Source organism: Sorangium sp. So ce295 (assembly GCF_051527405.1).
GTDB lineage: Bacteria > Myxococcota_A > Polyangia > Polyangiales > Polyangiaceae > Sorangium > Sorangium cellulosum_B.
In genome coordinates this window covers 3247501-3270916 of sequence record NZ_CP150324.1, presented here as the reverse complement: position 1 = coordinate 3270916, position 23416 = coordinate 3247501, and the positions used below count along the sequence as shown (strand labels likewise).

21 protein-coding genes (1 of these 21 cut by a window edge) are annotated in these 23416 nt (G+C 69.6%); 10 read left to right on the top strand and 11 right to left on the bottom strand.

Annotated elements, in window-relative coordinates; translation table 11 throughout:
- The first annotated feature begins 2 nt into the window (after window positions 1-2).
- On the top strand, window positions 3-2084 hold the full coding sequence (locus WMF11_RS12650; RefSeq protein ID WP_437977656.1) for a DUF2169 domain-containing protein: 2082 nt from the start codon (window positions 3-5) through the stop codon (window positions 2082-2084).
- Between the two features lie 51 nt (window positions 2085-2135).
- On the opposite strand, the gene WMF11_RS12645 is transcribed toward WMF11_RS12650, so the two are convergent.
- Together WMF11_RS12645 and WMF11_RS12640 are read right to left on the bottom strand one after the other, a co-directional pair.
- Window positions 2136-3089, bottom strand: coding sequence for an MBL fold metallo-hydrolase (locus tag WMF11_RS12645; protein ID WP_437977655.1), 954 nt, complete (start codon window positions 3087-3089; stop codon window positions 2136-2138).
- 40 nt (window positions 3090-3129) lie between these two features.
- On the bottom strand, window positions 3130-3783 hold the full coding sequence (locus tag WMF11_RS12640) for an MEDS domain-containing protein (RefSeq protein WP_437977654.1): 654 nt from the start codon (window positions 3781-3783) through the stop codon (window positions 3130-3132).
- A gap of 471 nt (window positions 3784-4254) precedes the next feature.
- On the opposite strand from WMF11_RS12640, the gene WMF11_RS12635 reads away from it, so the two are divergent.
- The 3 genes from WMF11_RS12635 (at window position 4255) to WMF11_RS12625 (ending at window position 7584) form a co-directional block, all read left to right on the top strand.
- Window positions 4255-4737 (top strand): amidase family protein, encoded by a 483-nt coding sequence (locus tag WMF11_RS12635; protein ID WP_437977653.1) that lies wholly within the window; start codon window positions 4255-4257, stop codon window positions 4735-4737.
- 185 nt (window positions 4738-4922) lie between these two features.
- Complete coding sequence (locus tag WMF11_RS12630) at window positions 4923-6131, top strand: pyridoxal phosphate-dependent aminotransferase (protein WP_437977652.1); 1209 nt, start codon at window positions 4923-4925, stop codon at window positions 6129-6131.
- Window positions 6132-6435: 304 nt separating this feature from the next.
- The gene (locus tag WMF11_RS12625; RefSeq protein WP_437977651.1) at window positions 6436-7584 is read left to right on the top strand and encodes an ATP-binding protein; all 1149 of its coding nucleotides are present in this window, start codon (window positions 6436-6438) and stop codon (window positions 7582-7584) included.
- Between the two features lie 37 nt (window positions 7585-7621).
- Here the strand turns inward: WMF11_RS12625 and WMF11_RS12620 are convergent, their stop codons facing one another.
- Both WMF11_RS12620 and WMF11_RS12615 read right to left on the bottom strand, forming a co-directional pair.
- Entirely contained in the window at window positions 7622-9190 is a 1569-nt protein-coding gene (locus tag WMF11_RS12620) for an FAD-dependent oxidoreductase (RefSeq protein ID WP_437977650.1), read from the bottom strand.
- A gap of 16 nt (window positions 9191-9206) precedes the next feature.
- Window positions 9207-10355 (bottom strand): polysaccharide pyruvyl transferase family protein, encoded by a 1149-nt coding sequence (locus WMF11_RS12615; protein ID WP_437977649.1) that lies wholly within the window; start codon window positions 10353-10355, stop codon window positions 9207-9209.
- 536 nt (window positions 10356-10891) lie between these two features.
- Here WMF11_RS12615 and WMF11_RS12610 point away from each other — a divergent pair.
- Window positions 10892-11728 carry a hypothetical protein gene (locus WMF11_RS12610; RefSeq protein WP_437977648.1) on the top strand — a complete coding sequence of 279 codons (837 nt, stop codon included), beginning with the start codon at window positions 10892-10894 and terminating at the stop codon, window positions 11726-11728.
- A gap of 27 nt (window positions 11729-11755) precedes the next feature.
- On the opposite strand, the gene WMF11_RS12605 is transcribed toward WMF11_RS12610, so the two are convergent.
- Entirely contained in the window at window positions 11756-11893 is a 138-nt protein-coding gene (locus tag WMF11_RS12605) for a hypothetical protein (protein ID WP_437977647.1), read from the bottom strand.
- Window positions 11894-12219: 326 nt separating this feature from the next.
- Between WMF11_RS12605 and WMF11_RS12600 the strand changes: the two genes are divergently transcribed.
- Window positions 12220-13539, top strand: a complete 1320-nt coding sequence (locus WMF11_RS12600) for an ATP-dependent 6-phosphofructokinase (RefSeq protein ID WP_437977646.1) — start codon at window positions 12220-12222, stop codon at window positions 13537-13539.
- Between the two features lie 280 nt (window positions 13540-13819).
- Here the strand turns inward: WMF11_RS12600 and WMF11_RS12595 are convergent, their stop codons facing one another.
- From WMF11_RS12595 to WMF11_RS12580, 4 genes are all read right to left on the bottom strand, one after another.
- Window positions 13820-14113 (bottom strand): hypothetical protein, encoded by a 294-nt coding sequence (locus WMF11_RS12595; RefSeq protein WP_437977645.1) that lies wholly within the window; start codon window positions 14111-14113, stop codon window positions 13820-13822.
- 99 nt (window positions 14114-14212) lie between these two features.
- Window positions 14213-14695, bottom strand: coding sequence for a hypothetical protein (locus tag WMF11_RS12590; RefSeq protein ID WP_437977644.1), 483 nt, complete (start codon window positions 14693-14695; stop codon window positions 14213-14215).
- Window position 14696: 1 nt separating this feature from the next.
- The gene (locus tag WMF11_RS12585; protein ID WP_437977643.1) at window positions 14697-15338 is read right to left on the bottom strand and encodes a hypothetical protein; all 642 of its coding nucleotides are present in this window, start codon (window positions 15336-15338) and stop codon (window positions 14697-14699) included.
- 20 nt (window positions 15339-15358) lie between these two features.
- A complete protein-coding gene (locus WMF11_RS12580; RefSeq protein ID WP_437977642.1) occupies window positions 15359-16006 on the bottom strand; it encodes a DUF6602 domain-containing protein in 648 nt (215 codons plus the stop codon).
- 540 nt (window positions 16007-16546) lie between these two features.
- Here WMF11_RS12580 and WMF11_RS12575 point away from each other — a divergent pair.
- From WMF11_RS12575 to WMF11_RS12560, 4 genes are all read left to right on the top strand, one after another.
- On the top strand, window positions 16547-16966 hold the full coding sequence (locus tag WMF11_RS12575; protein ID WP_437977641.1) for a hypothetical protein: 420 nt from the start codon (window positions 16547-16549) through the stop codon (window positions 16964-16966).
- A gap of 300 nt (window positions 16967-17266) precedes the next feature.
- Entirely contained in the window at window positions 17267-18772 is a 1506-nt protein-coding gene (locus tag WMF11_RS12570) for a hypothetical protein (protein WP_437977640.1), read from the top strand.
- Window positions 18773-18780: 8 nt separating this feature from the next.
- On the top strand, window positions 18781-20199 hold the full coding sequence (locus WMF11_RS12565) for a hypothetical protein (protein WP_437977639.1): 1419 nt from the start codon (window positions 18781-18783) through the stop codon (window positions 20197-20199).
- A complete protein-coding gene (locus WMF11_RS12560; protein ID WP_437977638.1) occupies window positions 20192-21040 on the top strand; it encodes a class II glutamine amidotransferase in 849 nt (282 codons plus the stop codon). Before WMF11_RS12565 ends, WMF11_RS12560 begins: the two co-directional genes overlap by 8 nt.
- A gap of 47 nt (window positions 21041-21087) precedes the next feature.
- Here the strand turns inward: WMF11_RS12560 and WMF11_RS12555 are convergent, their stop codons facing one another.
- Both WMF11_RS12555 and WMF11_RS12550 read right to left on the bottom strand, forming a co-directional pair.
- On the bottom strand, window positions 21088-21462 hold the full coding sequence (locus tag WMF11_RS12555) for a zf-TFIIB domain-containing protein (protein WP_437552054.1): 375 nt from the start codon (window positions 21460-21462) through the stop codon (window positions 21088-21090).
- Between the two features lie 155 nt (window positions 21463-21617).
- On the bottom strand, window positions 21618-23416 hold the 3' portion of the coding sequence (locus WMF11_RS12550) for a hypothetical protein (protein ID WP_437977637.1). The gene runs 1 nt beyond the window's last position; only the last 1799 of its 1800 coding nucleotides appear in the window; only part of the start codon is in view: it crosses the right edge, with 2 bases visible at window positions 23415-23416; its stop codon occupies window positions 21618-21620.

Genomic DNA, 23416 nt, shown 5'->3' with positions numbered 1-23416 from the left:
CCATGGTCGATCTGCCGGTTCGCCCCAGGGAGACGGTGCCCGTCGTCACCGATGGATCCATCGCCGCGGCCGTCCGCCCGTGGCAGCTCCTGCCGCCTCAGGACGCGCTCGTCGTGGTGGTGAAGAGCTCGATGACGATCGTCCCGGACGGGCTGGCCGAGCCGCTCCCGCCGGACGATCAGGAGCCCCCGACCGGAGACGCGTACTTCGACGAGGATCCACAAGGGACCCTCAGGTACGCGTCCGACCATGCGCCTTTCAAGCCGACCGCCGATGTATTGATGGTCGGGCACGCGTACGCGCAGCCGCAGCGATCCGGCGTCACGAACGTGCAGCTCGCCTTTGGCCAGGCGTTGCGGCTCTCGCTGGCGGCGATCGGCGATCGGAGGTGGCAGACGAGCGGGCCGTCGGCGCCGAGCCCGTTCGATCGCATCCCGCTCCGCTACGAGCGGGCCTTCGGCGGGCCGGGGTACGAGGAGAATCCCGTGGGCAGGGGTGTCATCCAGGGGGTCGCCGGACCCTGGCTGCCGAACCTGGAGCGAGGGGACAAGCTGCTCCGCAGCGAGCAGGATCGCCCGGCCCCCGTGTGCTTCGCGCCGGTCCCCGCCGCCTGGGCGCTCCGGGCTTCGCGGCTGGGCACGTACGACAGCACCTGGCTCAAGGAGCGATGGCCGTACTTCCCGCGGGACTTCGACTGGAGGTACTTCAACGCGGCGCCGCCCGAGCAGCAGATCGCCTATCCGCGCGGCGACGAGGACTTCTATCTGGCGGGCGTGCACCCCAGGCTCTCGGTCATCAACGGCAAGCTCCCTGGCCTCGCGCCCCGGGCCTTCGCGCAGCCGTCCCGCGAGGCAGGCGGCAAGCTCAGGGAGATCCCGCTGAACCTGGACACGGTGTGGTTCGACGCGGACGCGCTGAAGGTCTGTCTGGTGTGGCGTGGCCTCCTCAACGTCACCCGTGAGGACGCGCCCGAGATAGCGCTGCTCTATGCGTGCATGGATGATGTTCATGCCAAGACGGACATCGAGACGATACAGCAGCGATTCCTTGCCCAGATCGAGGGCGAGACGGCTCCTCGGGTCTCGAACGCGCCTGACCCCGAGGCCCCGCCGCCCGTCGGCAGCGCCAAGGACGGGTTCCTGGCGGGGCCGGTAAAGCTACCGCCCGCGATGCCGAGGGAGGAGGCAGCGGCGCTCGTGGCGTCCGGGGCCGTCCTGTCGGGCGTGAGCTTCTTTCATTGCGACCTCACCGACATGGACTTTCGCGGCAAGGACCTCACGGGCGCGCGCTTCAGCGGTGCCAGGCTCGAGGGGGCGCTCTTCGACAGCGCGGTCCTCGCGGGTGCTGCTCTCGACCGGGTCGCTGCGGCGCGCGCGAGCTTCAAGGGCGCAAACCTCACCGGTGCGAACCTCTCCGGAGCGAACCTGACGAATGCGATCTTCTCCGGCGCGAGGCTCGCCGACGCGACGCTCGCCGATGCCAGCGCTTCCGGGGCATCGTTCGACGGCGCGGAGCTCGCGCGAGCCAACCTGGCCGACGCGACGCTGATCGGCGTCGTCTTCGACGGGGCCAGCGCCGCCGGCGCGACGTTCTCGGGCGCGGCGCTGCGCCTCGCGACGTTCCGGCGCGCGGTCCTCGACGACGCGCAGATGTATGAGTGTTCGGCCGAGGAGTCGACCTTCGACGACGCGTCCATGGTGCGGCTCAGGGCGGATGACGCGAAGCTGTCGAAGGGCTCATTTCAGCGCGTCAGGGCGTCCGGGTGCTCGTTTCAGGCCGCCGAGCTCCGGTCGGCGAACTTCACCGAGGCGGATCTGAGCGCAGGGATCTTCTCGTACAGCGAGCTCGATCATGCCGTGCTCCACCGGGTGACGGCCAAGGGCGCTCGTTTCCGGCACGCCAGGATTCACCGGGCGCATGCGGTCAAGGCGAACTTCATGGAGGCCGATTTCGAGAGCGCCGATCTGAGCCACGCCGATCTTCGTGGCGCGAACCTCTACTCGGCGGAGACGTGGAAGGCCACCTTGGATCAGACGCGCCTGGATCAGGCCCTCTTGGCAGGCTCGAAGCTCGCCAGGAGCTAGGCGGAGGGCGGGGACCTTCGCCTTCGGAGCATCATCAGGAGGCGCGTGATCTCAGAGCCCGCGGGTCTCGCCGACGTCGAGGATCCAGAGGCGCTCCAGGTCGCCGCGGCCCTTCAGGAAGGCCTCGCGCGCGAGGACCGGCGGCTCGCCGATCGGCTCGTCGGTGAGCTTGTACGTGCCCCAGTGCATCGCGACGAAGGTGCGCGCGCCGAGCAGCTGGGACGCCCGCACGGCCTCTTCCGGGCCCATGTGCTGCGGCTCCATGAACCAGCGCGGGGCGTAGGCGCCGATGGGCAACATGGCCCAGTCGATGGAGCCGCCGCTGCGCTCGCCGATCTCGGCGAAGCCGTCGAAGAAGCCGGTGTCGCCCGAGTGGTACGCGGCGCCCTCGGGGCCGCGGATCACGAAGCCGCCCCAGAGCGCCTCGTTCCTGTCCCAGGGCATGCGCATCGACCAGTGCCGCGCGGGCACGAGCGTGATCTCGACCTGGCCGACGTGGACAGACTGCCACCACGCGAGCTCGTCGACCGCGCCCGCGCCCAGCTTCGCGAGGAGCGCGCCGTTGCCCTGCGGCACCACGAAGCGGGGCCGGAGCGGCGCGCTCTTCTTGCCGAGCTTGCCCGGGTGCACGGCGTGCGCCGCGAGGATGCGCGACAGCGTGGGCGTGTCGAGGTGATCGCGGTGGTTGTGCGTGATCAGCACCAGATCGATCTCGGTGAGGTCCTCGAGCGGGATGCCCGCCGGGGCGAGCCGCCTCGTGGTGCCGAGGCCCGCCGCGAGGATGGGATCGATTAGGATGCGCAGGCCGCCCAGCACGAGCAGGAACGACGCGTGGCCAATCCACGTGAGCGAGGCGCGGCCGCTCTCGACGAGCGAGCGGTCGTACGTGCGGTGCGGCGTGACGAAGCCGTCGGCGACGGCCTTCTCGCGGGCGCCGAGCTTCCACTTGAGGACGTCGGCCGCGCCGCGCGCGGGCGTGGTGGCGAGATGATCGAAGCGTCCCACACCCGGCGGTATACCACGCGGAGCGAGGCGGCGAAGAGGGTCAGCCCGCGCTCGCGAGAGACACAGGCGCCCGCCGCAACGCGAGCTTCCTCAGGAACGTCACCGGGTCGAGGTAGTACGGATTCTCGTGCACGTGTCCGCCGATGATCACGTGCGAGTGCGTGGCGAGCACATCGGCGATCACCCGGCCGCTGAAGCGATTGACGTCGTAACAGCAAAGAAGCGTGCAGTCGTGCTTGAGCGCCAGCGTGTTCAGCTTTGCTTCGTAGACCATCAGGTCCTCGGTGCCAGGCAGGTTCTTCAGCGCCCATTCCATGTCGCCGCAGGTGCGAACGGACTTGAACTCGCCTTCGGCCGCGCCCTCGAGCACGCCCTCGACGGTCGAGTACATGCGGTCCGCGACGAACACGTTGTCCTGGATGTACGTCTGCTCGGAGGGCACGACCTTGAGCTGGCCACGCTGAATCGCATCCTGCACGGGCACGCCGCCCTTTTGCATCCGATTCACATGGTCCTCATGCACGCTCGACTCGAAGATGGTCACCACCTCGTCGCCGGTATCGATCCCTTCCTGGAAGTACGGATTGAGTACGTCGTACATCTCCTTGCGTGAATCGAAGAACGCGCAGATGTGTTGCAGGCCGTGCAGCTCCTTGCCGCAGAGACTCACTTTTCGCGTACGTGTCGGCGTCATGTTGCACTCCTGGAGATCGCACGTCTACCACCTCGTCGCGTCGGCGTCGACCCATCCTGGTACAGCATCCTTCCCGGAGCTCGTCCCTGAATTGACGCTGCGTCCGCCTGGCGACGATCCGGGCTGGGCGGGTTACTAAAAGAAGCGAGCTCGTCGGGGGACAACGCCGCAAAGCGAGTTACTCGATGGGCGCGAGCGTCCAGGGGAAGTCGGTCAAAACGGATTTCGCGCGAGCTCGGGTCACCTACGCGCGTGTGGGGGTGCCCCCGCACGTCGGGCCGATCGCGCGCACGGTCGGTGACGCAGCGGTGCTCCTCTCGGTCCTCTCCGGTCCTGACGACCGCGATCCGTTCCGGGCCCCGCCGCCGCGCGAGGACGCGCTGTACCTGGGCGCGCTCGACGCCCCCGGCGCGTCCGACACGCTCGACCCGTCCGACGTACGCTTCCTGCGCCGCGTGCGGGTCGGCGGAGGTGGCGCCGCCGTTCGCGGACCCGGGGGGTGTGCTGCGGACGCTGTTCGCGGCGCGCGCCGCGCACACGGTGCGGGAGCTCGGGCCGGCGCAGCGCGCGCTGCTCGATCCGGCGGTCCAGAGCGCGGCAGCCCAGGGAGAGGCGCTGAGCGCCGTGGCGTATCTGGAGGCGGAGCGGCAGCGCGCGGAGCTGGCCCTGGCGATGGCCGTGTTCCATCGCCGCTTCGATCTGCTGGTGACGCCGACGTCGGCCGGGGCCGCGCCCCTGATCGAGGGCGGCGCGCTCCCGGCCTCCTTCGCCGCGCCCTTCAGCCTGACGCGCCAGCCGGCGATCAGCGCGCCGATGGGCCTCACCAGCGCCGGCCTGCCGCTCGGGCTGCAGATCGTGGGGCGCCACTTCGAGGAAGCGCTGGTGCTGCGCGCCGCGCTCGCGCTCGAGCGAGAGAGCGCCCCGCTGCGGGCGCCGCCGCTCCGCGCGGGCTGAGCGCATGCAACGGCGGCCATTTCATCGCGGCTGTTGACACACACCGCGGGGCTGGGTGTGGTCCCGACAGCATGGCGGCAGGTCTCGCTCTTCCTTCTTGCAACTGGCCAGCGAAGGTGGCCTCCTGAATCACGGGGACGAATCGCCTGGTTGATGCTGGTTCAACACCACGAGAGGAGCGCCCCATGCAGCCTCGAACGACAGCGAGCGAAGCACTCGACGCCCCGGATCGCCGGGCCGGCGCGCCGCCCATCGACATGGCGCTGAACCACGGCACGTACTGTTCCGACCGGTGCGCCGACGTCCTGCGGCGCCACGCCGGCAACATCTCCCTGCGGAGCTACCCGGCCGGAGACAACGGAGATCTCCGGCGCGCGCTCGCCGCCGACGCGGGCGTCAGGCCGGAGAACGTGCTGGTCGCCAACGGGAGCGGCCCGCTGCTCAAGACCTGCATCCCGTTCCTGATCGAGCGCGAGATCAGGCGTTCGGCGATGCGGACCCTGCGCCATTTGCTGAAGCGCACGGCGTATCCCATCATCACCACCCGGCTCACCTACTCCAAGGTGCCTGCCTCCGGCGTCCGCGTGGGGCTGCGGTGCGAGCTGCTCCCGCTCCATCCGGAGAACGGCTTCGCGCTCGACGTGGGGAGGCTCGAGTCGCGCCTCTCGCGGCAGGACGGCCTGGTTTACCTCTGCAACCCCAACAACCCCACGGGCAACGTCCTCATCACGCGGCAGGAGCTCGGTCCGCTGCTCACCCGGTTCCCGGACTCCCTCTTCTTCATCGACGAAGCGTACGTGCACTACCTCGAGGAGAGCCCGAACACCCGGATGGCCGACCTGGTGCTGCGCCATCCCAACCTGATGGTGCTCCGTAGCTTCTCCTTCGCCTACGGGCTCGCGTCGGTGCGCGTGGGGTACGCCATGGGGGACGCGAAGGTGGTGGCGCAGATGGAGGCCAAGATGACGCCGCACCGCGTCGGGCAGCTGGCCGCGGAGCTCGCGATGGCGTCGCTCCAGGACGGCGGACACCTCGGATTCGTCCGGCATCAGACAGCGAGGGAGCGGGCCAGGCTCATGGCGGCCATCGGAGCGCATCGCGCGCTGGAGGCCTATCCGTCGCAGACCAATTTTATCCTGTGCCGCGCGCGCGGGGCCTGGTCCGGGGCGAAGATCCACGACGCGCTGCTCGCCCGAGGCGTGAAGGTGAAGGCCTTCGAGCCGTTCGGCGACGAGCGATACGACGACTACTTCCGCGTGACCGTCGGCCTTCCGGCGGAGAACACCTGCTTCATCGAGCAGCTCGACGCCCTGATGAGCCCGCACCGCAGGGAGGAGCCCTCCAGGACGGCGGCGCCTGCGGTCCGCCAGGTCGAGCTCTCGGAGCTTGCTTAGCCGAGAATCGGCTCAAGGTTCAGGGGCATGGATCCCAGAGGACCGAAGCCCTTCCCAGCCTGCCTGACCGGCGCGCAGCGGCAGATCCTGGAGCCGCTGGCACCAGCGCCTGAGCCCGCTCCCCGGCCTGTAGGAAACATGCAGAGCAGGTGACGCTCCCACGGCGCACGTTCGATCGGCTCCCACCTCGGCTACCTGGCTCCGTCCGGCTCGTGTTTCTCCTGGGGGGCCTTGCGGGATCCATGACAATGGCCAGCCGCGCCGGATGACAAGGCGCATCGACATCGATGGGGGGAGAGCGCACGTGAGCCACACGTTGTCGCGCATCACGGTCCTGCTCCGTGAGCGAAGCGAGGAGATCATAGGCCAGTGGATGGTGCGCGTCCGGAGCGCGCCGAAGATCCCACGGGCCCGTGAGCACACCGATGAGGACTTGAGAGATTACACGCCGAAGCTCCTCGACGACCTCATCGACTCACTCGCGCAGCTCGCGCAGCCGGGCGCGCCGGACGGGGCCAGCGGCCCGGAGATCGGCAGCTCGGAGGCCGCCAAGGTGCACGTCTCGCATCGCATCGCCGAGGGCTACTCCCTCGCGGAGGAGCTGCGCGAGCTCGGCCTCCTTCGCGCCGTGATCGTGGACCTGTGCGCGCGGGAGGGGGTGGTGCTCGGCGGCGAGGAGGCCCAGCTCGTGCACTCGGCGCTCGACGAGGTGATGATCACCGCGGCCGTCGAATACGAGCACACGAGCTCGGCCGATCTCCGCCGTGACGTCGCGCTCCACGAGCTGTTCATCGCGGTCCTCGGGCATGATCTGCGCAACCCGCTCTCGGCCATCCGGTTCGCCACCGCCGCCCTGCTCAAGCGCGAGGACGTCACGACCGCCGCCGCGAGGCTCGCCCAGCGCATCGCCGCGAGCACGGACAGGGCGGTGCGGATGGTCGAGGAGCTGCTCGACCTGACGCGCATCCGCTCCCATCATGGTCTTCCGGTCGAACCGGAGCCCGTCGATCTCCGCGCGATTTGCCAGCGCGTGGTCGAGGAGCTCGAGCTCGCCCACCCGGAGCACACCATCCGCTTCACGGCCCACGGCGACGGGCGGGGCACGTGGGATCCGGGCCGCATGGGGCAGCTCCTGTCGAACCTGATCGGCAACGCCGTCGACTACAGCCCGCCGGAGGAGCCGGTGCAGGCGGAGCTGCGCGGGCACAAGAAGGACGTCGTGATCGAGGTGACGAACCGCGGGACCCCGATCCCGCCCGAGCTGCTGCCCGTCCTCTTCGATCCGTTTCGCCGGAGCGAGCAGAGCCAGCGGGTCGTACAACGCTCGAAAGGGCTCGGGCTCGGGCTCTTCATCGTCAAATCGATCGTCGACGCGCACGGAGGCTCCATCCAGGTCACGAGCACGCTGGAGGAGGGCACCACGTTCCGCGTCACGCTCCCCCGTTCGTCGTAGCGCGGTCGCTTCGCCGACACACGCCGTGGCGCGGCGCTCAGACCGGCCTCAGCGCCGGCCAGGCCAGCTCGATGCCCTCGCGGACCAAGAGCGCCTGGAACTCTTCGCAAAGCGAGCTCCGGGCGCGCACCTGCCGCGGCAGCACGCGGCGCTCCAGGCAGAACGTCGCGAGCAGCCCCGCCGCCTCGCCGACGCTCCACTCCACGGGGTGGACCCGGTAGGCGCCGTTCGTGATGTGCGTGACGCCAAGGTTCTTCCCGCCCGGCAACAGGTTCTCCACCCGCACCGGGATGAGCGCACCCAGCGGTATCTGGAAGGGCCAGCAGCCGAGATCGAGGTACCCGGCGCCCCCGACGCGCGGGTGCAGATCGATGCGATAACACCCGATACCGACGCTCTCCTCGAACGTCGCGGGGCCGTCGGGCCGGAGCGGATACGCGATGTGCTGCTCCAGCACCGTGAGCTCGGCCCGGATCCGGCGGGACTCGCGGATGTAGGGCGCTGGCGCGAGGCCGTCGACCGTGCCGCCGACCACGTCCCCGCGGAGGCGCAAGCCTGGATATCCGACCCCGCCGTCCGGGCGAGGCGCCTCGGTCTGCATCCAGTACAGAAGGCTCAGGCTGAGGTTCCGCGCTGCGTCCAGGTTCCGCGCGGCCTCCGCCTCGTCGACGCCGCAGACGGGCCCGAACCAGTAGTCGTTCTGTGGCCAGTTCACGATGGTGACGTCGCTCGGCGCGAACCCCGCTTCGAAGACCGTCCTGTCGAGGATCCGCCGGAAGCTCCACCAGGGATGCCGGTCTTCCGCGGCGAACAGACCTCGCGTCAGAGGCTCGAGTGTATCGGGTCGAACCGCCGTCCAGTCCAGCAGCCGACCCGGCCAGCCGGGCGGCTCGAGGGAGCGCCAGCGCTCGTACTGAGAGGGCCTGTCGATGGTATGGTCCTCTCCAGGGTGGTGCTCGATCGCAAAGCAGACGGTGATCGCCTGCTGGGCCCCCGGATCCGCGCGCTCGGGGGCGTGCGGCTCGCAGGTCTCCGCGCGAGACTCCGCCCCGAGCGCGTGCTCCACGCCAGCGAGCGAGAGGAGCTCGCCATGAGGCGTGGCGTCGATGAAGAGGTCGGCCACGAGGAGGACATCGCGCCCCGATTCAAGCCCTCGGAGCACGACGCCGGTCACCCGATCGCCGTGCGTCGACGCCGAGATGGGCCGGTGAGCATGGAGCGCGACGAGGCGCCCGTTGAGCCGGTACGGCGCGATCATCTCGTGCAGGACCGCCACCGCGACCCGCGGATCGTGGCACAGGCGGCTGACCCAGCCGTTGCCGGGGTTGAGCTCGCGGAGCGCCCTGGCCGACGCGGTGAGCGGGAGATGCCTGCGGTAATACTCGCGGATCCCCTGGCGCAGCGCGCGGTAGCTCCGGGTCGCCCCCATGTCCTCGATCCACGGGTGCTCGTCCGGCGGGACCGCCTGGTTCGTCAGCTGGCCCCCGAGCCAGCGAGTCTCCTCCGTCAGGACGACGCGGCGGCCCGTCCTGGCCGCCGCGAGCGCCGCCGCGCAGCCGCCGAGCTCTCCGCCGATGACGGCGACGTCGGTCCGGATCACGTCCATCGCCAGCTCCCCGCGCTCACGCGCTCTTCCGCGCCGGCTGCGCCGCCGGAGCTCGCCGCGCGAGGAGCTCGGTGACGAGCTGGTTGGTCTCCCTCGCCCTGGCCTTCAGGCCGGGGAGCAGCCGGCGGATCTTCGCGCGGATCTCGTGACGCGTGTCCCACGAGCGATCGAGCCTGGCGATGAGCTGCCCGGAGCTGATGGTCCCGAGGGGCGGGGTCTCCATCTCGAGGTCCTCGATGAACCCCGCGACCTTGGACGCGTAGGGCAGCGCGACGAACGGGGTCTCGCGGAGCGCCGAGAAGATCAGGAAGTGGAGGCGCATGCCCACCACGAACTCGAGGTGCCCGACGAGGCTGAGGATCTGCTGCGGCGTGTACCGTCGCCTCAAGACCTCTGCCCGCTCGGCGTTCTTCATGTGGGCGACGACCGCGTGGCTGTGCTGCACGTCCGTCCGTTCCATGGACACGAACACGACGTCCGCGTCGAGGCGCTCGACGACGAAGTCGGCGGCGTTGGCGAGCAGGCCATAGTACTCGTCAGGGTCGATGTCGGGCGCCGCCGGGCCCGGCTCCCTGACGGAGAAGCCGACGAGGTGCCGCTCGAACTCGACCCCTTCGGCCCGGATGGCCTCGATGGGCAGCGCCTCCTCGCGCAGCAGCAGGGCCGGATCGGCCGTGAGACGGATCTCGCGATTCACCCCCACCTCCTCGAGGAGGCGACGTCCCTGCTTGTCTCGTACGGTGACGATGTCCGCGGCGTTCAGCGCCGCCCGTACGGCTTGCTTCGCGCTCGGGTCCGACAGCGGCCCGGCGCTCACGGCGTAGATCACGACAGGGACGCCGCGCTCCTCCGCGATGAGCGCCTCTCTCAGATAGACCGGCGCGTCCCGATCGTACAGGATGCCTCCCCCGCCGAGGACGAAGAGATCCAGGCGCTCGATCTCGGCGGTCGATTCCATTCGTGTGAGGTCACGAACGGGGACGACGCGCTCCACCTGGTGGCGCATCTTCGTGTCCTCCGGGCACAGCGAGAACACGGTGATCTCCGCTGGTATCGACGCCCGGAGCTGCGTGACGATGCCATCGAGGATGGCCTCGTCGCCGAGGTTCATGCCGCCATAGGACCCTGAAATCCCGACCCGGAACGGCTGGTTCGCCTTGTTCATCGTGGGCTCCTCCCGCGAGCGCCTCCGCTCGATCGCCGCGCCGCCACGTCGCGTCGAGCGCGGCCCTCCGCCAGCTGCGACCCGCCCGGTCGTCCGAGATCGTCAGCGCAGCGCAGGACCTTGCCACGGCGGCGGCGAGGCGCAATGTCCGCCGGCGGAGGACGCACCATGGGACACGCGCAGGCGCGGGCGACCCGGAGTGGATCGAGAGAGCCAGGCGACGAGGCGCGCCCGGCCAAGGGGCTGCGCGCGGAGCGAGCCGCGGCGCGGGTCGCGCCGGCCGTGCCTGTAGGTGATGTCGTGGAAGAGGCCTGTCAGCAATCCTTCCCTGCCAGCGACCCGCCCGCCTGGACGCCTGCGAGAGCCGGCCTGCCGCGCGACGACCGGCCAGAATGCTCCGACCCGGGATGACCGTCCCCGTCCGCACCACCGCGCGGATCTCGCCGTCATCGTACGGATAGAGGCCGGTGTCCGGGACCGGCGCGCGCTCGTCGACGCGCGCCTCGAGAGAACGGTCATGGTAGCGTGACCTGCCGATGCTTCCGCGCCCCCTCGCCTTGCTCGCCCTGTGGACCTGCAGCTGCGCCCCGGCGCTCTCCACGCTCCAGCCGGCCCACGTGGCCGAGAAGGGCCATGTCCAGGCCGAGCTCGGGCTCGACGTCTCGATCCCGACCGGCACGCTGGCGTCGATGGTGGACGCCGGCGTCGTGCTGGCCGACGCCGCGGAGTCACGAGAGCTGTCCGAGGCCGAGCGGCAGGCGCTCTTCGAGGCGGGCGGCGCGCTCGCGTTGAACCCGCCCTCGGTCACGCCGCACCTCGGCATCGGCTACACCGCGCTCGATCGCTGGGAGATCAACCTCCGCACGACCGGCAGCGCGTTCCGCCTGGGCACCCGCTACCAGCTCCTGAAGAGCGACAGGCACGGCGTCGATCTGACGGCCGGCGCCGGCGTCGGGCGCTACGTGATGGAGTTCCCCGTCGGGAGCATCCTTGGCATCGTCGAGCTCGAGGACTTCACGCGATGGCAGGTCGACCTGCCGATCCAGATCGGGAAGGCCGGCACGTGGTACCGGGTCTGGGGCGGCCCGCGCCTGATGTTCACGACCTTCGACACCGCGCTCGTCCTCGACCTGCCCGCCTTCACCGGCTATCCGGGCGAGCGGGAGCTCGCGTCGTTCTCCGGCACCGGCTTCTACGTGGGCGGCCAGGCCGGCGTCGCGCTCGGTTATCAACACGTATTCTTCGGCTTCGAGCTGACGATGGCGGAGATCTTCTCGAGCGGCGAGCTCACGGTGCTCGGCCAGAGGGCGGTCGCGGTCGACCTCGACAGCTTCATCGTCTACCCGTCGGTAGGGCTGATGGCTGAATTCTAGAGCGCCGGACGATCGAGCCGCGTGACCTCAGCGGAGCGCTGCCGCGTGGTCCTGAGCGAACCGCTCGAAGCCGATCGGCTCACGCCCGGTGACGTCCTTCACCGCCGAGGTCACGCCGGCGCCGGCGCCGGCTCGCGGGCCCCGCACGATGCGGGTGAACGTCATGGTTGGCAATAGATCCGTGTCGGCCCGCTCGGCGCCCCGTCGCTGGTCGCCCGGCGGCACGGCGACCCTCGGCCATCGCGCGAGCCCCGCGGTGGCGCGCTCGTCCCGAAGACCCGCGTCTTTCTGGACAGGGTGGCGGCCTGGGTCACGAGGAACGGGAGCTGCGCGTAGCGCGCTGCTCCTCGCGTCGGAACGGAACCGCGCGGCGTTACGATAGCTTATCGCTCCCGAAAAGCGGCCGAAACACGCGCCGTCCGATCATGGCAGGGTCCCCGCGGCGGTGCTCGCCGTAGGGGCGCTGTTCTCCTCACCTGGAGGCATTGCGCGTGGTGACCCCTGCCGACCTCGCCATCAAGGATCTCGGCCCTTGCCGGCACCCCTCGCCCGTCGCCGAGAAGCTCGGCGAGAAGGCCACGGTGTACGTCGGCGAGGCCGACAAGGTGCTGTTCAACGATCGCCTGTCCGCCGTCCTCGCGGACGCCTCCGGCGCGCGGCCGCCGGCGTTCGAGCTGGCCGGGCCGCGCAACCGCGTCTTCTGGGATCCGAAGGAGATGCGCGCCGGCATCGTGACGTGCGGCGGGCTCTGCCCCGGCGTCAACAACGTCATCCGCGGCCTCGTGCTCACGATGGCGCAGAGCTATGGCGTGCCGGAGATCTTCGGCTTCCGCTACGGCTACGAGGGGCTCGTCGCCCGCTTCGGGCACGCCCCGATGCGCCTGGATCCCCGGAGCGTCGAGGAGATCCACCGCATGGGCGGCACCGTGCTCGGCACCTCCCGCGGCAACCAGGACCCACACCAGATGGTGGACACGCTCGAGGCCCTCGGCATCAACGTCCTCTTCGTCGTCGGCGGCGACGGCACCATCCGCGGCGCGATGTCGCTCGTCCGGGCCATCGAGGAGCGCCGCCTGTCGATCGGGGTCGTCGGCGTGCCCAAGACCATCGACAACGACATCAAGTTCATCGACCGCAGCTTCGGCTTCGAGAGCGCCTTCGCCGCCGCCGTCGACGTCATCCGCAGCGCGCACGTGGAGGCCTCGGGGGCGAAGAACGGCATCGGGCTCGTCAAGCTGATGGGCCGCCACTCGGGCTTCATCGCGTGCGCGGCGGCGCTCGCGTCGGCGGACGTGGACGTGGTCCTCATCCCCGAGGTCCACGCCGAGCTCGACGGTCCGAGCGGGCTGCTCGCGCACCTGGAGCGCCGGCTCGCCGGCCACGGCAACGCCGTGATCGTCGTCGCCGAGGGCGCCATGCAAGAACACTGCACCTCCAGCGCGGAGCCCATGGCGACGGATCTCAGCGGCAACCTCAAGCTGAAGGACATCGGCCTCTTCCTGCGCGACCGCATCAACGCGCACTTCCGGGCGCGCGGCGTCGAGGCGACGCTGAAGTACCTTGACCCGAGCTATCATATCCGCAGCGTCCCCGCGTCGCCGTCGGACAGCGTGTATTGCTGGAACATGGCCCGGAACGCGGTCCACGCGGCCATGGCGGGCAACACCGAGATGCTGATCGGCCGGTGGCACGGCCGCTTCGTTCACGTGCCCATGCCCCTGGCCGTCCGCATGCGCAAGCAGGTCGACCCGACGGACGACCTGTGGATGGCCGTCGTCGAGGCCACGGGGCAGCCGCTCTCGTTCTGTTAGCAGGATCCGGCATTTTTCCGGTATAGGTGTCGGAGATCCTGCCTCGACGAAGGCCGGCCTGAGGTGGTCCGCGATCGTGCGCCGTGGCGCCTGCGCAGTAGCCGCGAACATCGCCGCAGGTCGTCACGGTCCGCGGAGCGGACGAGTTCGCGCTGGCTTCGCGCATCGCCGCATCGGCACCGCCGCATCTGCTGCCAAGCTACGGGACGGCTCCGGAGACAAGCGAACCAGGACAAGAGCTCCGGCGGGCGTGTTGGCGCGGCAACGCTCCGCGCCGTCGTCACTGACAGCTCGGAATTGCGCGAAGGAGTGCGTCTAGCTGCTCGCCATTCCACTCAGGGTACCCATTGATGGTATTATTATGGGACGGCTCCACCAAACCGGAAAACAGCTCGACATATGCGCCAGTCGCGCGGATGCGCCCAGAGCAGACGTACACCGAGCCGCCTCTCGCGTCGTTCCTGCGCTGTAGCCGCGGCTCGGTCGTGCCGTCTGGACACCCCAAGCCGCCATGTGGGTTCACGACGACGAATCCCTTGCGCTCCAGCTCATCGACGATCATGTCTTTTCTCATCGCCATATCCCATGAACATCGTGAATTTACCGGATCCTCGTTATGCCGCCCTCAGCACGGGAGAACCTCTGGACCGCGGCTTCGGGAGAACCGTCGCGTCTATCCCGCCGCCTGGAGATCGCCGCTGGCTGAAGCCTTAATTTCTGCCTCGTGCTGTCTCTCCCACCGCTTGAGCGCCCCGCGGAGATCATTGAACACACGACGCTTGGACATGAGATCCTCGAGGCCCAAGTTCACTGAAAACACGACGCGAACAACGACTCTTCCCTCCCTAACGCACTCGACATTTGCTGGATTACGCGTCCCCTTCTCGATCGCGCTCTCGACTTCATTCAACGCCCAGTCGAGCAACTCGGACGAGTAATCACGCTCATCAAAGAAGAGATCGAGGTACGCCTCCACCCGGTTCCCGCCCCGTGGCACCTCGTTCTGATCGACTTTTTTGACCCTCGGACCTGGATCGTCCACGACCTTCCAAGGGTCGCTTTGCTCAAACACATCGGGCCGATGCAGGAAGATGTTAATGCCGCGACCTCGACTCGCGGAGTTTACACGCATCACAGTGATATACATCACATTCATATCAATTCTCCCTTTCGGCTTCCGACCTCTTGCCCGGTGCTACGTTGTCGGCATCCGCGCGTCCGCTCTCCCGCAGCGCCCGACGCCTGTATTCGTCGACCGTCTCGTCCTCAATGATCCACCGCTGAGCCTCGTCTGCGCTGGCGTCCGTACAAATAAAGACATTGGGAGCGGCGAGGTAGAAAAAGGCCACAGAGATCATCCGGGCGGGGTCCATCCCTTCTTCCTCTCGGATCGCGAGCTCGACGCTGATGACAATTCCTGCGGTCGGGAGGCCGGCGACGTCGTGGCCCGTGACGATCTTCGATACCGCGTTATCTGCGTTCCTTAGAAGCTCCACGAACAGCCCGTAAAATGGCTTGGTCCCGTGCTCCGATTCGCCGCGACGTCTCAGCAGCCGCGCGTGCAGGCAGTCGAAGCTCGTGGTCGCGTTCTTCACCATCTCGCCGCGGTCGGACTTCGTGGGAAGGAGATCAAGGTGGAGCGACGGCGAGATCAGGCCGCGGACAGCGAAGAAACCGGTAACGACGCGCAGAAAACTTGCCAGGGCACGGGTCTGGTCACCGTGGTACTCGTGAATACGCACGGCCTGTGCCCGAAAATCGTAACACGCGATGTAACTCCCGTCCTTGCCCTCGTCCATTGTGTAGGAGGCGCAATAGATCACATGTGGAATCTGAGCCTGCTCAAATTTGCTCCGGAGAGGCGATTCTTCGCCCTCGCGAGCTCTGACAGCGCCGGCCTACCACCCTTGTTCTTACCCTCAGTGTCCTGCGTTTCCTCGGGCTGTTCCTTCCCACCGCTCTCGTCCTCTTTGACCTTGGCCCTCTCCTTGCCGCGAAAAAGGACGATGGCTCGAAACGCGTTCGGTGCGAGATCGCCCAACCGAGCCGTGTGCTCGAGCGCGCCACCCGCTCCTCCGGCATTGGATAGGTCTTCTGATCCCTTATTCGTGTCCTTGACCTCGATCACCCCGAGCACGTCCGGGGCTGCCACGATATCGACATCTCCTAGGCTGAGCAGAGGTACCGCATCGGAGCTATCGTAGACGATGACATCTGTCTGAGGGGACAGCGCCCCTGCCGGCGTGATCCCCGCCAGGCTGCGGCCAGGTTCGCGGAGGAACCCCGACGTCACCGCAAGGCGCCGCGGCAGGACCAGGCGCAAGAGGTCGCGTACGCCTTTCTCGGCTGCCGAGCCCAGTGCATGCGCCTGGTCGTCTTCCCCGAGATGCTGCCGCATGACAGCGGCAGGTGCAGACATGCGATCCAGCAAGGTCTCGAGCCAACGCTTGCGCTCCTTCGGCTCCACTCTCCGAGTTTTCCCTGCGGACATTCTGGTGAGCTCCGAGTCGTAGCTACCGCCCCATGGGGCTGGGTGCAAGGGGAGCGGGCCGAACCGTTGGCCAGGGCGGACGGCAACGGACGTGGGCCACCGCCGTGTGTAGCCCGGCGTCATACCGCCGCCTTGGTGCTCCGCCCGCCCGTCGCCACCACGCCCCCTGAACTGCCGCGCGGGGGAGGATCCTACAGGAGTCCGTGGCCTCCGCGAGAGGCCAATCTGCTCATCTTCCGAGCGCGTTCGAAGCCGGTCCGCCTGGCACCAAGGGAATCGCCGACGGGTGATGCTGCCGTCTGCGGTCGCATGACGCTAGGACGGGGTTGCCGTCCGGCTTCTCGACCACGTCCCTTGCCCCCTTGGAAGGCTCTCTCTCGCTCGGTCCGCGAGCAAGGATCAGACGCCCGCTCCAGGCCGTAGCCGGCCCTGCCCTGGGCGAGGGGCAGGCCCTCATGCAGGAGCGACTGCACGGTCGAAGGGATCAGCGCACCCACGCATGCCATGATGGCCGGCATGAAGCTACTGTCGCTCTCGCGTTCGCCCGTGCTCGTCGTCCTCGCCGGTCTCCTCGGCTGCCACAAAGAAGCCCCGGCGCACACCCCGACCCCCACCGGAACCTCCGACGTCGCCCAAGCGGCGACCCCGCCGCCGGCCGGCGAGCCGCGCGCCGCGGCGTCGGAGCTTCGGTGCGAGGCCGACACCGACTGCGTGGCGTCCTGCGCGCGGGCCGGGCAGTGCTGCGACCAGCTGTGCCCGCCGTGCGACCAGGCGTTCCACCGCGACGCGCTCGCGGAGCTCCAGAAGTGGCGCGCCGCGAGCTGCGCCGCCGAAAGCTGCCCGGTCGCCAAGTGCATGGCGCCGAAAGAGGACTCGGTCGCTCGCTGCAAGGCGGGCGCGTGTGTTGTCGAGCGCGTCCCGCACATCGACCGATGAGCCGGCGCCCGGGATGAAACCTCCCCGACACCTGCGCGAAACCCAGGAAACACCCTCCCACAGCGCCCACGGCGCGTTTTGCCACAGGCTGCATCGGCGCCACACCGATCGAGCTCGACGCCAGCGGGCGGCGGTCTCCGGCCTCCTTCATGTCGAGACCGCCGTCCGTGGCCCTGCGCTTGCATTGCGCGGCGCGTAGGGCGCGGGAACATCGCGATCCCGGCGGCGAGCTCTCCTGGAGCCCACGGCGCTCGCCGTGCTGGAGGACGGACCCTCGCCGCGATCGCAGCGGGAGGTCCCTTGGGCATCGAGATCCAGCAAGACCACTTCAAGACCGTCGATTATCGGCTCTTCAAGACGCGGCTCCAGCAGAACCTCGCGGCGCTGGAGATGGTGCTCGCCCGGCCGGGGTTCGGCCACGGGGAAGCGACGATCGGCGCCGAGCTCGAGATGTTCCTCGTCGATCGCGAGGCGCGCCCCGTCCCGATCGGGGCGGAGATCGCGCGCGCCGCGGCGAGCCCGATGATCACGCCGGAGATGGGCGCGTTCGACATCGAGCTCAGCACGCAGCCGGTGCCGCTCGCCGGCAGGCCGCTCTCGGCGCTGCGCGAGCAGATGCGCGCGACCGTCGAGGCGATCCGCGAGCGCGCGGCGGCGCGGGGCGCGCGCGTGGTCCCGGTCAGCATCCTGCCGACCTTCCAGCGGCGCGACTTCAGCCCTGCGACGATCACGAACCTGCCCCGGTACCGGGCGCTCGCCGCGGGGCTCTGCAGGCTGCGCAGGGCGCCCTTCCACATCCAGATCGACGGCGCCGAGCCGCTGGAGCTCACGTCGGACGACCCCGCGATGGAGGCGGCGAACACCGCCTTTCAGATCCACCTCCGGGCCACGCCCGACGCCTTCGCGCGGCTGTTCAACGCCGCCATGATGATGACCGCGCCCGCGCTCGCGGCCTCGTGCAACTCGCCCACCTTCCTCGGCCACAGGCTGTGGCACGAGACGCGGGTGGCGGTGTTCAAGCAGGCCGGCGACGATCGCCCGCCGGCGCCCGGCGCGGACTGGAAGATGCCGGCCCGCATCGGCTTCGGGACGGGCTGGGTGCGCGACGGCGCGGCGGAGCTCTTCATGGAGAGCGTCGCGCTGCACGAGCCCATCCTCCCCGTGTGCGGCGACGAGGACGTCGTCGGCTGCGCGCGGGCCGGGGGGATACCGCAGCTCCACGAGCTCCGCCTGCACCACGGCACCGTCTGGAACTGGAATCGACCGGTGTACGATCCGGCCGGCGACGGCCACTTGCGGATCGAGCTGCGCGCCTTGCCGTCCGGGCCCACGCTCGATGACATGCTCGCGAACGGGAGCTTCCTGCTCGGAGGCATCCTCGCGCTCGCGCCCTCCATCGCAGAGCTCCTGCCATCGTTCCCGTTCGAGCTCGCCGTGAGGAACTTCTACCATGCGGCGCACTACGGCCTCGACGCCGAGCTCGTCTGGCCGGCCGTACCGGGGGCCGCGCCGAGGTGCGTCCGCGCGCGCGATCTCCTCCTCTCGCTCTTGCCGCGGGTCGAGGAGGGGCTCGTGACCGCGGGGGTCGACGGGGACGAGGCCCGCCATTATCTCCGGATCTTCGAGGCGCGGGTCGCCAAAGGCATCACCGGCGCCACATGGCAGCTCCGCGCGCTCTCGGCGCTGGAGATGGGCTCCGCGTCGCGCGAGGAGGCGCTGAGGAAGATGCTGGAGCGGTACATGGCCGAGGTCGACTCCGGCGCGCCCGTGCACGCCTGGGGGACCCCGCGCGCGGGCGCGACATGAGGTCGCCGATGAGCCAGGACGCCACGAGATCCCTCGCGGAGCAGATCGACGCCCGGCTCGCCGCGCCGGGGGCGATGGACGCGGCGCGGTTCGAGGCGTTCCTCGAGGCCCAGCGGCGGCTCGGGCTGGTCCACGGCGCGCGCCCGCTGTGCCGCTACCTGCGGCCCTACCTCATCGCCGAGCAGGACCTCGCCGCGATCGCCCGCGCGGCCGAGCAGATCGCCTCCGCGCTGGAGCGGGTCGCGCAGCGCGCGATCCGGGACGACTTCCTGGCCGAGGAGGTCGGGCTCTCCGCGGACGAGCGCGCCCTCGCCGCGATCGTGCCGGGTTCGGGGCCGCTCCACACGGTCGGGCGACTCGACATGCTGATCACCGACGGCGGCTTCTCCTTCATCGAGTACAACGCCGACTCCCCCGCCGGCCTCACCGACCAGATCCTCGTCGAGCGGACGCTGATGGCGCTCCCCCACCTCGCGCCGCTCCGCGACGGGCACGGCCTGCGCACGCCGGCGCCGCACCGGGCGCTCCTCGGCGCCCTGCGCGAGGGCTACGCCGCGTGGGGCGGGCGCGAGGCGCGGCCCGCGATAGCCATCGTCGACTGGGCCACGGTCGACACCTCGGCCGAGCTCAGGGTGCTCGCCGACCTGTTCTCGGCCGAGGGGCACCGGACCACGATCGTCGATCCGGACGAGCTCACGTACGACGGCCGCCGCCTCGGAGCGGGCGGGGAGCGGATCGATCTCGTCTACCGGCGCGTGATCACGCAGGAGCTCGTCGGGCGGCGCGGCCTCAATCACCCGCTGATCCGCGCCTACTGCGATCGCGCGGCGTACGTGGCGAACTCGTTCCGGATCAGGCCCCTCAACAAGAAGGCGGCGTTCGCCGTGCTGAGCAACCCCATGTTCTCGGGCCTGTTCACGCCCGAGCAGCGCGCGGCCATCGCGGAGCACGTCCCCTGGACGCGCCGGGTGACCGCGGGCCGCGCCGCGTGGCGGGGCCGCGAGGTGGATCTCGTCGAGCTCCTCCTCGGAGAGCAGGAGAGCTTCGTGCTGAAGCCGAACGACGAGTACGGCGGCAAAGGCGTGCTGCTCGGGTGGACGGCGACGCCGGCGGCCTGGAGAGAGGCAGTCCGGGCCGCCGCGGATCAGCCCTGGATCGTGCAGGAGCGGCGCCGCCCGCGCACAGCGCGCATGCCGACGTTCCGCGGCGGCGCCGTGGAGGAAGAGCAGGTCTATTTCGACCTTTGCCCCTTCGTCTTCGCCCGCGGCGTGGAGGGCCCGCTCCCCACCTTCACCACGCGCATGGAGGGCGCCATGGTCCGGCTCTCGGCCTCGGAGGTCAGCAACGTCTCCGCGGGAGGCGGGGTCACGGGGCTCGTGATCGTCGACGGCGCGCGCGCGCCGCGGGAGGATGCCCGTCATGTGTGAGCTGCTTGGCATGGTGTCGAACGTACCGACGGACATCGTGTTCTCGTTCACGGGGCTCGCGCTCCGCGGCGGGCAGACGGGGCCGCACGCGGACGGCTGGGGCGTCTCGCTGTACGATGGGCTGTTCGCGCGCACGTTCCTCGAGCCTCACCCGGCCTTCTCGAGCCCGCTCGCGCGGTTCATCCGCGAGAACCCGATCCACACCGCCCTCGCCATCGCGCACGTGCGCAAGATGACGCGCGGGGGAGCGGCCCTGAAGAACACGCACCCTTTCATGCGGGTCCTCCACCGCCGGCACATCGTGTTCGCGCACAACGGCACCTTGCCCACGGTCAGGGATCGGAAGCTCCACGTCGAGACGCCGGTCGGCGACACCGACAGCGAGCACGCCTTCTGCATCCTCCTCGAGGCGATCCGGAGCGCGTTCGGCGAGAGGTACCCGGGCGACGCGCGGGAGCTGGGGCGCCTTTTGTACGAGCTCGGGAACGAGCTGGGCGCCGATGGCGTCTTCAACTTCCTGTTCGCGGACGGCGAGCACCTCTTCGCCCGGTGCGGTGACCACCTGTCCTGCATCCTGCGCCAGGCCCCGTTCGGCGAGGCCACGCTCGTGGACGCGGATCTCAAGGTGAACTTCAACGACCTCCACGGCGTCGGCCCCGACGCGCGGATGGCGGTCGTGGCCACCGAGCCGCTCACGCGCGACGAGCTCTGGCGCAAGGCGACGCCCGGCACGCTGTGGGTCTTCCGCGCCGGCGAGCTCCTGGCGACGTTCCCCGAGGGCTCCGGCCCCGAGCTCCCCGGGCCGAGCACGCTCCCGGGAGCGGACGGACGGGCTCCTTAGAGCGGTTCCCTCCCCCGCCTCTGGTGCACGCGACGCAGAGCGGCGCTCTAGCCGCGCGGGCGCGCGAACAGGTCCCGGAAGAAGTCGCTCAGCGTGTGCTCCTTGTAATCGCGGAACTCGCCGGCATCGAAGTAGACGCCTCCGCAGACGCTGCAGTTCTCGTACCAGATGTGCGACTGCTGCGGGTCGACCATGCGCACCATCGGCGTCGAGCAGCGGGGGCACGGCACCCGCCGGATCTGGTTGTTCTTCCGCCCTACCGAGGGGTCGCCGGTGTCGATCTGCTGGGAGCCGTCCATGGCCTTGAGGGACTCCTTCTCGCGGCTGTCGAACCAGATCCCGCCGCACGCCGTACACCGGTCGACATCGATCCCGCCGAAGGTGACGATATCCATCGAGGCCGTGCATTTCGGACAGTTCACGTCATGCTCCAGTGCGGCAGGCGCCGCTGTCGGGAGCGATGGTATCAGACGCCCCGGATCGCGGGAAGAGCGTCGATCCCCTCGCCGGAGACGGTCGGCGGCATGCACGGTCGCCGGGCAGCGGGCAGGCTGCGTCGACCGCGCGGCGCGCGACGTCATTTCGAGCCCATCTTCTCCTTCACGATCTGCTGCAATCGATCGAAATACGGGCTGTCGCGCCGGACGGCGATCCCGAACTGGGATGTCCCGAGCTTCGACTTCGAATAGACGACATAGCCGGACATCTCGCGGTGGGCCGTCAGATCCTCGGTCATCTGCACGTAATGCGGGTGTGGCATGTAGATGAGATCGGGCTTGTAGGCCTCGAAGAACCTGTCCGCGGAGAACGGCTCGAGCGCGAAGCGCCGGTCGTTGAGGCCGGCCATGTCGATGATCGTCTTGTTGAGGTTCATCGCGCCGAGCATCCCGACCTCGGTCGTGGCGATGACGAGGTCGTCGGGGAGCTTCGAGACGCGATCGATCGCGAACCAGTATTTCTGCGGTCCCGAGGTGCTGCCGTGCTTGACGATGTTGAAATGCCCGAGCCGCTTCGCCGTGACGGCGCCGGCGAGGTCCCTGCCTGCCGCGGCGAGGGGAGTCGACAGCTGGAGCCAGAGGATCGCCAGCGCGGCCACGCCGGCCAGGGGCAGGGCGGCCGTCGCGGGCTGGCCGATCGCGTCGGAGAGCGTCCGCGCGAGCCGGGCGGCGCTCCGGCAAGCGAGGTAGATGAGGCCCGGCAGCGGCGCGTAATAGAACCGCTGCGCGAACCCCATGATCGGCACGACGAACATCCACGAGTAGGCGAGGCACAGGAGCGTCGCGGCGAGGACCCCTTTGTCGAATGCCGAGGACTCCGCCCAGAAGGCCCGGGGGCCGCTCCTCCGCCCCTCGCCTGCCGGCGCGCCGGGCCTCGCCTGCCGCGCGCCGAGGCCCACGAGCACGTCGAGCGCGATGACGGTGAAGAGCGGCCAGAAGAACTCGAGCCAGTCGACGAGATCGATGGTCGGCCGGCCGCGGTAGGCGCGGAGGATCCCTGATCCGTAGAGGTTCGTCGACTTGGCATAGAACGGGAGCGGGAGGGGCGAGCCGAAGTACAGCTTGGCGGCCGCGAGGTGGAGGGCGAGGACGCCCGCCGTCGTGGCGAGGGCGGCGAGCCCGAAGCGCCGGCGGTCGCGGTCGCGCTCGAGCGCGACGAGCGCGAGCGGGACGAGGACGGCGAAGGCCGTGAGTTCTGGCCGCACCGAGAAGGCGAGCCCGCCGAACGCCCCGAGCGCCACCCCGCCGGCGAGCCGGGCCGTGCCGAGCAGCCGCAGCGTGAGGAGCAGGTACGCGGTGAGGAAGCAGAGGCCGAACGACGTGTCCATGCCGCTTACGAAGTGATCGGTCAGCGTGGACCGGGCGGCGCAGAACGCGACGAGGGCGAAGCAGGACAGGCGCGCGACCTTGCCGTCGCCGGCCGCCCGCAGGACGAGCAGGGCGAGCAGGACGAGCAGCACTGGCCCCCAGACGAGGCTCTGGAGCATCGCCGCGAGGCTCGTGTTGCCGCCGGCGATGAGGTGGAACGGCACGGCGGCGACGATGAAGGCGAGCGAGGTGAGCCCGTAGGACGGCGGCCCCTTCGGGTTCCACGCGATGCTGTGGTCGGTGAGGATGTTGTGCGCGTACCGCTGGAACATGTACGCGTCGTCCCAGAGCGTCGTCAGGTCGAAGCGCACCACCGTCTTGAACGCGAGCAGCGCGAAGCAGAGCGCCATCGTGATCCAGAAGCAGACCGAGGCGAGCCTGCGCACCGCCTCACGTGGCAGCGACGGAGCGCGCTCCACGGCGTCCTCCGCCGCGCCCTGCCCTGCCGGTGCATCCGCGGACGGTTCAGTTCGCTGCTCCTCCGGCAGCGTGGTTTCTACGTGCGTCGTCA

Coding starts and splice junctions, on each gene's coding strand:
- WMF11_RS12650 (WP_437977656.1), top strand. CDS start 3: ATGGTCGATCTGCCGGTTCGCCCCAGGGAGACGGTGCCCGTCGTCACC.
- WMF11_RS12620 (WP_437977650.1), bottom strand. CDS start 9,190: ATGGACGTGATCCGGACCGACGTCGCCGTCATCGGCGGAGAGCTCGGC.
- WMF11_RS12585 (WP_437977643.1), bottom strand. CDS start 15,338: ATGGACGAGGGCAAGGACGGGAGTTACATCGCGTGTTACGATTTTCGG.
- WMF11_RS12590 (WP_437977644.1), bottom strand. CDS start 14,695: ATGAATGTGATGTATATCACTGTGATGCGTGTAAACTCCGCGAGTCGA.
- WMF11_RS12640 (WP_437977654.1), bottom strand. CDS start 3,783: ATGACGCCGACACGTACGCGAAAAGTGAGTCTCTGCGGCAAGGAGCTG.
- WMF11_RS12575 (WP_437977641.1), top strand. CDS start 16,547: ATGAAGCTACTGTCGCTCTCGCGTTCGCCCGTGCTCGTCGTCCTCGCC.
- WMF11_RS12615 (WP_437977649.1), bottom strand. CDS start 10,355: ATGAACAAGGCGAACCAGCCGTTCCGGGTCGGGATTTCAGGGTCCTAT.
- WMF11_RS12630 (WP_437977652.1), top strand. CDS start 4,923: ATGCAGCCTCGAACGACAGCGAGCGAAGCACTCGACGCCCCGGATCGC.
- WMF11_RS12605 (WP_437977647.1), bottom strand. CDS start 11,893: ATGACGTTCACCCGCATCGTGCGGGGCCCGCGAGCCGGCGCCGGCGCC.
- WMF11_RS12610 (WP_437977648.1), top strand. CDS start 10,892: ATGCTTCCGCGCCCCCTCGCCTTGCTCGCCCTGTGGACCTGCAGCTGC.
- WMF11_RS12560 (WP_437977638.1), top strand. CDS start 20,192: ATGTGTGAGCTGCTTGGCATGGTGTCGAACGTACCGACGGACATCGTG.
- WMF11_RS12565 (WP_437977639.1), top strand. CDS start 18,781: ATGAGCCAGGACGCCACGAGATCCCTCGCGGAGCAGATCGACGCCCGG.
- WMF11_RS12595 (WP_437977645.1), bottom strand. CDS start 14,113: ATGAGAAAAGACATGATCGTCGATGAGCTGGAGCGCAAGGGATTCGTC.